Raw genomic sequence first — 7442 nt, 5'->3', positions numbered from 1 at the left:
AAACGAAACCTGGCGTTGATTAACGCCAGGCCTCGCAAGGTTCTTAACTTCCATTCTGCCCAGGAATTATGGGACTTCGAGCTTAATTCCTGTTGCACTTAGTTTGACAATTCACTTGTTTATTTTGAACCACAGGACCAGAATGGGCCCATTATATTGTATTCAAGTCAAACCCATGCTATGTTTGTGTCACCGCATATCAACACACCCATAGACAGGAGGCAAATCATGGGTAAATACGCAGAACTGGCCAAAGACATTGTAAAAAATGTCGGAGGAAAGGAAAATGTGGTGGGGCTCGTCCACTGCATTACCCGGCTTCGCTTCACCCTCAAGGATGAGAGCAAAGCCAACGACGACGTGCTCAAGGCAATGAGCGGCGTCGTCACGGTCATGAAGAGCGGCGGACAGTACCAGGTGGTCATCGGCAACCACGTGGCCGAGGTCTACGACGATGTGTGCGCTCTGCTGGACCTGAAAGAGGACGGCTCCGCCCCCGCCGAGGTCAAGAAAGGCAAGCTGCTGGACCGGGCCATCGACGTGGTGTCCGGCATCTTCCAGCCCATCCTGGGCATCATGGCGGCCTGCGGCATGCTGAAGGGCTTCAACACCCTCTTTGCAACCCTGGGCCTGTACGCCACTTCCGACGGCATCTACATGATCATCAACGCCGCAGGCGACGCGCTGTTCAACTTCCTGCCGCTGTTCCTGGGCTATACCGCCGCCAAAAAGTTCAAGCTGAAACCCATGCTGGGCCTGGCCATCGGCGCCGCACTGTGCTACCCCGCCATCCAGTCCAGCGCCCTGTCCGCCTCGGGCGAGGCCGTCAAGAAGGGCCAGCCCCTGCTCAAGTTTGACCGCAAGCTGATCGAGGCCGCCGGCTACTCCCTGGTGACTCCGGTCATCATCACCAACTCGGACGACTACGCGGCGGTGGCTGCTGCCGGCACCGCCGCCGTCAATGCAGGCGACACCCTGCTGACCCTTTCCTGAATCAGAACCGGAGGTCAACGATGCGAAACGATTTTTTGTGGGGCGGCGCCACCGCCGCCAACCAGTGCGAGGGCGGCTGGCAGGCGGACGGACGCGGTATGGCCGTGGTGGATGTGCTGCCTCAGGGTGAAAACCGTCTGCCGGTCATGCAGGGCGTGATGGACTACCGCACCCTGCCCCAGGAGACCCGGTATCCCGGGCGGGACGGCATCGATCTGTACGGCCACTACAAAGAGGACATCGCCCTGTTTGCAGAAATGGGGTTCCGGTGCTATCGGTTCTCCTTTTCCTGGTCCCGGATTTTCCCCACCGGCGAGGAAACCCGGCCCAACGAGGCTGGCCTGCAGTTCTACGACAACCTGATCGACGAGCTGCTGCGCCACAACATTCAGCCGGTGGTGACCATCTGCCACTTTGACCTGCCCCTGCACCTGGTGGAAAAATACGGCTCCTGGCGCAGCCGGGCGGTGATCGACGCCTACCTGCGCTACTGCGAGGTGATTTTCCGCCGGTACCGCACCAAGGTGCGCTACTGGATCACCTTCAACGAAATCAACATGCTGATGCATCTGCCCTTTATGGGCGCAGGCATCCGGTTTGAGAAGGGCGAAAACCCGCTGGCTGTCCAGTACCAGGCGGCCCACCACGAGCTGGTGGCCTCTGCGCTGGCCACCAAACTCGCCCGCCAGATCAACCCGGACTGCCAGGTGGGCTGCATGATTGCAGCCGGCAGCGTATATCCCTACAGCTGCCGCCCCGAGGACGTCTGGCAGGGCATGCAGAAGGACCGGGAAACCTACTTTTTCACCGACGTGCAGGCCCGCGGGGCCTACCCGGCCTATGCCAAAAAGCTGTGGGACTGCAGCGGCATCCATGTGGAGATGGCCCCCGAGGACGAGCGCATCCTGCGGGAAAACACCGCCGACTTCATCGCCCTCTCCTACTACAACAGCCGCTGCGTCCGCACCGACGGACAGGGGGAAGCCTCCGGCGGCAACGTCTTTGCCTCGGCCAAAAATCCCTACCTGGCCTGCAGCCAGTGGGGCTGGCCCATCGATCCCATGGGCTTCCGCATCACTCTCAACGCCCTGTACGACCGCTACCAGAAGCCTCTCTTTGTGGTGGAGAACGGTCTGGGCGCCATGGACCAGCTGACGCCGGAGGGGACCGTCTCCGACGACTACCGCATTGACTACTTAAAGACCCACATCCAGGCCATGCTCCAGGCCATCGACCAGGACGGCGTGGACATCATGGGCTACACCGCCTGGGGCTGCATCGATCTGGTCAGCGCCACCACCGGCGAAATGTCCAAGCGGTACGGCTTCATCTATGTGGACCAGGACAACGACGGCTGCGGAACCAAAAAGCGCATCCGGAAGAAATCCTTCTACTGGTACCGGGACGTCATTGCCCATCACGGCGAAAATCTCTAAAGCGGAGCAGCAAAGCTCCATCCTTCATCCCTACACACCCAGAAAGAGCGGCCAGGAAACTGGCCGCCCTTTCTGGTTTTATCTTCTTTTTGTGCCGGGTCAAGCTTCGATTGCCCGGCGGAACATGGCCCAGGTGCTGACAAAATAACATCCCAGCAAGAGGGTCAGAACCGCCGCCGTGATGCCCAGCTGCACCGCCAGGGCGCCAAAGCCGATGTAGGCGCCGATCTCAGCCTGCACCACCAGGACAAAGCAGCCCACCACTGCGCCTCCTGCCAGGGCCGCCGCCCCCACCGGCAGCCCGAACCAGAAGCCCAGCTGCCGCACCACCAGCCGCCCAATCTCTTTTTCCCCGACCCCCAGCTTGCGCAGCACCGAGAAGCGATACCGGTACTGCCCGGCGTCCAGCAGCTGCTGCAGGGACAAAACCGTCAGGCAAATCACCATCAGCACCACCGCTCCATAAATCATGGCCGCCTGCAACACAAAGTTGCCGGCCCGGGTGCTGTTGACCTGCAGGGTCCGCAGCCGAATGGAATAATTCACCCCGCCGGGGGCCTGTTCGGGATAATGGTCAACAAAAAACTGTTCCAGGGCCCGGGCCGTCTCATAGGCCAGGGGCTGGGCCGTCATGCTGTACCGGCAGCGCATCACCGGCAAGAGCTGCTGACAGACGCTGTCCGGGAACACATACACCACGTCGGTGTAGCTGTTGTAGAGGGTCTCCCCCATCGGGTCGTCATGCCAGGCCTGCTCCGCCAGGGTCAGGACGCCGGCGTCGGTGGAAACAGTAGGGTGTTCGGCGAGAAACTGCTCCCGTTCCTCCTCCGAGGCGATGGTCTGCCACTGGGTGGTAAACTCCCCTTCCGCTAGCTCCACCGGCTCAAGGCCCAGCATGGTCCGCAGGGCGTTGTAGTCGCTGAGGGAAATCACCGCCGCGGGAAAGTCGTATTTCACCCGCTGGTGAAAGTCCTCCCGCCGGGGCAGATAGAGGCTGAAGGTCCGGTCTGCGGTGGTTTCGATTCCTTTTTCCGAGAGAAACGCGGTCACCGCCTGATAGCCGTCCCGGGGCAGATCGGCCTCGTGGTAGACGTTGTTGTAGCGGGAGTAGATCTGGATATCGTACATCGACCGGGCTTCCAGGTAGCCGTCGGCCCAGCCCACCAGCACCGGGGCCGCCATGAAGAGAAAGATGGACAGCACCAGGGTGATGCTCACCAGGCTCATGGTCTTGCTGGTGGTGCGGAGCTTGGAAATCATCTGGCCGAAAAAGAACAGGTTGGTGCCCTGATAGCGGCAGGCGGCGCTGCGCTCTTTGCGCCAGACCAGCAGGGTGCTGGCCAGCCAGATCACCCCACAGAGCAGGAAAAGCAGGTGGACCAACAGAGCAGTCAGGGCCTGGCTGACCCAGCCCTCCCCGAACGCCAGCATATACCGGCGCTGGGCCACCGGCACACTGGCCGCCGCCAGGATGCAGACAAGCGCCCCCGCCGTCAGGCCCAGCACCAGAACCGGAAAGTCCCCTTTCCGGCGGCGCACAGCCCAGACCGCCGTCCAGGCCAGCAGCCCCGCCGGGGCCAGAATGTTGGCCCAGAACATGACCTGCACCGGCGCCGGGAACCGGCTGTCCCCGTAAAAATACAGCATCCGCCCGGCCTGAACCGTCATGACCGCCGCAAGCGCCAGATACAGGGCGGCCACCCCCTGCATCCAGCGGCTTTGGGTGAGAGGGGCTTCGTTTTCACGGCCGGCGGTCAGCATCGAGAGGATGCGGGTCCGGCGGATGGCCCGGGTCTGGAGCAGCCCCACCGCCAGAAAGCTCAGCAGGAAAAAGCCCACCGTCCAGAGGACGGTATCCGGGAACAGGGTCCACGCCGGCCGATAGGGCTGGCCGTAACTGGTCAGCAGCAGGGCGGTGATGAACTGGGAGCATACCGCCCCCAGGCCGATGCCCAGCACCACCGACACCCCGCCCATCAGCAGGGTTTCGGCGAAAAACAGCCCGGCGATGGTCCGCTGATCCATCCCCAGAATGGCCTCCAGGGCGAATTCCTTTTGGCGGCTGCGGAGCATATAGTGGTTCACAAACCGGATCAGGAACAACAGCAGCAGGGTCACGGCGCAGATGGCCATTTTCATCCCGCCGCTGAGAAGGGTGAAGTCGTATTCCACCCCGATGTCCGGCTTATAAAACCGGCTGGACACCGACAAAAACGCATAGAACAAGGCGACGCAGAGGGTCATGGTGACCAGATAAATCAGGTAATCCCGAGCCGAGCGCCGGGCGCTGCGGAGAATCAGTTTAGCGTACATCCGTCCCGCCTCCTCCCAGCGTGGTCAGCACCTGCAGAATCTTCTCAAAGAAGGCCCCGCGGGTCTGGCCGCCCCGCCGCAGCTCGGTGAAGATTTCCCCATCCCGCAAAAACAGAATCCGCTGGGCGTAGCTGGCGGTAAAGGCGTCATGGGTCACCATCAGGATGGTGGCACCCAGCTGGCGGTGAATCCCATCAAAGGTGTTCAGAAGCATCTGGGCCGAATGGCTGTCCAGGGCGCCGGTGGGCTCATCCGCCAGCAGCAGCCGGGGCCCATGGATCAGCGCCCGGGCGCAGGCGCACCGCTGCCGCTGGCCTCCCGACACCTGATAGGGATATTTTTCCAGAATCCCCTGGATGTTCAGCCTCTGGGCCATGGCCTGGACCTGCGGTTCCACCTGATGGGCCGGGGTCTTGTTGATGGCCAGCACCAGGGCGATGTTCTCCCCGATGGTCAACGTGTCCAGCAAATTGAAATCCTGAAAGACAAAGCCCAGCTTTTCCCGGCGGAACCGGGCCAGATCCCCGGGCTTGATTGCGGTGACGTCCTGGCCGTCCAGGTAAATGTGGCCGGCGCTGACGGCATCTATGGTGGAGATGCAGTTGAGCAGGGTGGTCTTGCCCGACCCTGACGCCCCCATGATCCCCACAAACTCCCCTTCCTCCACCGTGAAGCTGATATCCCGGATGGCTTTGGTGATGCTGCCTCCATTGCCGTAGATTTTCTGGATGTGTTCCAGTTTGAGTATTTCTTTCATCTCGTTCACCTCCGGCTCCATTGTAAGGGATCGGCGGCCCGGAGTGTATCGGGTTTTCTTGCGCAGTTCTTACAAAAATGAAAGACCAGGCACAGCCTGGACTGTTTCGCATCGTCATACCACCTGCGCCCCGGCCGGGGGAGCGCAGCCGCGGACCAGGTGGGTTTCGATTTTATCTATGCACGCCGGCAATGGCATCGTTGACCGTGAAAAGCAGGCGGACGGCGGTTCCTTCCCCTTCCCGGGAATGGATTTCCAGCCCGATGCCCAGCTTGTCGCACAGCCGGCTGCACAGGTACAGACCCATCCCGGTGGAGCTGTGGACCGTGCGGCCATTCCGGCCGGTGAAGCCCTTTTCCAGCACCCGGGGCAGGTCCTCCGCCGGGATGCCCATGCCGTTGTCCTCCATCACCAGGCAGACCTGGCCCGGCCGCTCCTCCGCGTCAAAGCGCAGCCGGGGCGACGGGCCCCGGTACTTGACCGCGTTGCCGATGATTTGATCCAGAATGAACCGGACCCACTTGTCATCGGTGCAGACGGTGCCGGCCAGGTTTCCCACCTCGATGCACACCCCGCCCTGCCGCAGCAGGTATTTGTTTTCGGCGATGGCGCTGGAAACCAGGCTGTTCAGCTGGATGTCACGGATCAGATAATCTTTTTCGGTGTGTTCGCTGCGGGCGTAGTAGAGGGCCTGTTCGGTGCAGCGGGTGATCCGTTCCAGCTGGGCCAGGATCTCCCGGGAAAGCGGACTGCGGTGGTTTTCACAGAGAAGCTCTGCCGCCGTGATGGGCGTCTTGATCTCATGAACCCACTGCTCGATGTATTCCCGATAGGCTTTGCGCTGCCGCTGGGCCTCTGCAACCTGTTCCAGCATCGACTTTTCCGCCATCTGCAGCAGCCGGCGGTATACCGCTTCCTCGGCCGTCACCGGCGGAGGAAGGATTTCGGGCAGCAGATACCGTTCTTCCAGCTGTTCCGCCTGGCGCAAAAGGGCATCCAGATGCCGCTTTTCCAGAAAGCACCCGGCAATCAGCCAGCAGGCCAGCACCGCCAGCCAGACGGCGGCAATCAGCGCCACCGTTCCCACGGCATTGCCGCCGGCCAGCAGAAACAAAGACAGCATGGTCAGCCCCACCAGATTCACCAACACCGCCGGGAGGCGGTCCTGCACGTATCTCATATCTTGTACCCCTGCCGGTGTTTGGTCTGGATGAAGTCGGTCAGCCCGATGGAGGCCAGCTTGTCCCGGATGCGGCTGACATGGACGCTGAGGGCGTTGTCATCAATATAGAGCTGGTTGTCCCACAAAAAGTCCACCAGATCTGCCCGGGCGCAGATGGTCCCGGCGTGCCGGAACAGATAATACAGGATTTTCTGCTCGTTCCGGGTCAGTTCCACGGTCCGGCCCCGGTATTCCAGCGCGCCGCTTTCCAGGTGGAGAAGGGTGTCCTTCCAGCAGAGGGTTTCTTCCGACGCGGCGGGATAGGCCCGGCGCAGCAGGGCTGCGATTTTGGCCAGCAGAATGGCCGGGTTATAGGGTTTGGTGAGAAAGGCGTCGCCGCCCAGCAGGATGCTGTTCAGCTCGTCCAGGTCGGCGTGGCTGCTGGTGACAAAGACGATGGGCACCTGTGAAAAGCCGCGGATCTGCGCGCACAATTCAAGGCCGCTGGCTCCCGGCAATCCGATATCCAGAAGCACCAGCTGGGGCGCAAAGGTTTTCATCCGGTCCAGCGCCGCCGGGGCGTCCCCGGCGGCCTCCACCTGGTACCCGCTGCCGGCCAGCAACAGCTGCAGCTGCTGCCGGATCACCGGGTCGTCCTCCACCACAAGGATTTTATAGGGCATAGGCAAAACTTCCTTTGGATTGGTTTGAGCCTATTATAGCAAAACAGGCTCCCGAGCACAAATGCCGGGAGCGGAAAGAGCTCCTGCCGGCGAACGCA

The 7442-nt window shown here is 61.6% G+C and carries 6 protein-coding genes; 2 read left to right on the top strand and 4 right to left on the bottom strand.

The window, feature by feature from the left end; all coding sequences use genetic code 11:
• Positions 1-228 precede the first annotated feature (228 nt).
• Positions 229-993 (top strand): PTS transporter subunit EIIB, encoded by a 765-nt coding sequence (locus tag B5G28_RS04865; RefSeq protein ID WP_087246596.1) that lies wholly within the window; start codon positions 229-231, stop codon positions 991-993.
• A 20-nt stretch (positions 994-1013) separates the two neighbouring features.
• On the top strand, positions 1014-2429 hold the full coding sequence (locus tag B5G28_RS04860; protein WP_087246595.1) for a 6-phospho-beta-glucosidase: 1416 nt from the start codon (positions 1014-1016) through the stop codon (positions 2427-2429).
• A 99-nt stretch (positions 2430-2528) separates the two neighbouring features.
• On the opposite strand, the gene B5G28_RS04855 is transcribed toward B5G28_RS04860, so the two are convergent.
• The 4 genes from B5G28_RS04855 to B5G28_RS04840 all read right to left on the bottom strand — a co-directional run bounded on the left by B5G28_RS04855 (position 2529) and on the right by B5G28_RS04840 (position 7344).
• Positions 2529-4742 (bottom strand): FtsX-like permease family protein, encoded by a 2214-nt coding sequence (locus B5G28_RS04855; RefSeq protein WP_087246594.1) that lies wholly within the window; start codon positions 4740-4742, stop codon positions 2529-2531.
• Entirely contained in the window at positions 4732-5499 is a 768-nt protein-coding gene (locus B5G28_RS04850) for an ABC transporter ATP-binding protein (RefSeq protein ID WP_087246600.1), read from the bottom strand. The genes B5G28_RS04855 and B5G28_RS04850 overlap by 11 nt, the downstream gene beginning before the upstream one ends.
• Before the next feature lie 172 nt (positions 5500-5671).
• A complete protein-coding gene (locus B5G28_RS04845; protein ID WP_087246593.1) occupies positions 5672-6679 on the bottom strand; it encodes a sensor histidine kinase in 1008 nt (335 codons plus the stop codon).
• Positions 6676-7344, bottom strand: coding sequence for a response regulator transcription factor (locus B5G28_RS04840; protein WP_087246592.1), 669 nt, complete (start codon positions 7342-7344; stop codon positions 6676-6678). The genes B5G28_RS04845 and B5G28_RS04840 overlap by 4 nt, the downstream gene beginning before the upstream one ends.
• Positions 7345-7442: the final 98 nt, after the last annotated feature.

Origin of the sequence: Faecalibacterium sp. An77 (assembly GCF_002161315.1) — a bacterium.
GTDB lineage: Bacteria > Bacillota > Clostridia > Oscillospirales > Ruminococcaceae > Faecalibacterium.
Note: the sequence above shows the minus strand (reverse complement) of the source record. Positions and strands in the feature narration are given on the sequence as shown.

Excerpts from the sequence above, each read along its gene's own strand:
- B5G28_RS04865 (WP_087246596.1), top strand. The coding sequence starts at position 229 with ATGGGTAAATACGCAGAACTGGCCAAAGACATTGTAAAAAATGTCGGA.
- B5G28_RS04860 (WP_087246595.1), top strand. The coding sequence starts at position 1,014 with ATGCGAAACGATTTTTTGTGGGGCGGCGCCACCGCCGCCAACCAGTGC.
- B5G28_RS04855 (WP_087246594.1), bottom strand. The coding sequence starts at position 4,742 with ATGTACGCTAAACTGATTCTCCGCAGCGCCCGGCGCTCGGCTCGGGAT.
- B5G28_RS04850 (WP_087246600.1), bottom strand. The coding sequence starts at position 5,499 with ATGAAAGAAATACTCAAACTGGAACACATCCAGAAAATCTACGGCAAT.
- B5G28_RS04845 (WP_087246593.1), bottom strand. The coding sequence starts at position 6,679 with ATGAGATACGTGCAGGACCGCCTCCCGGCGGTGTTGGTGAATCTGGTG.
- B5G28_RS04840 (WP_087246592.1), bottom strand. The coding sequence starts at position 7,344 with ATGCCCTATAAAATCCTTGTGGTGGAGGACGACCCGGTGATCCGGCAG.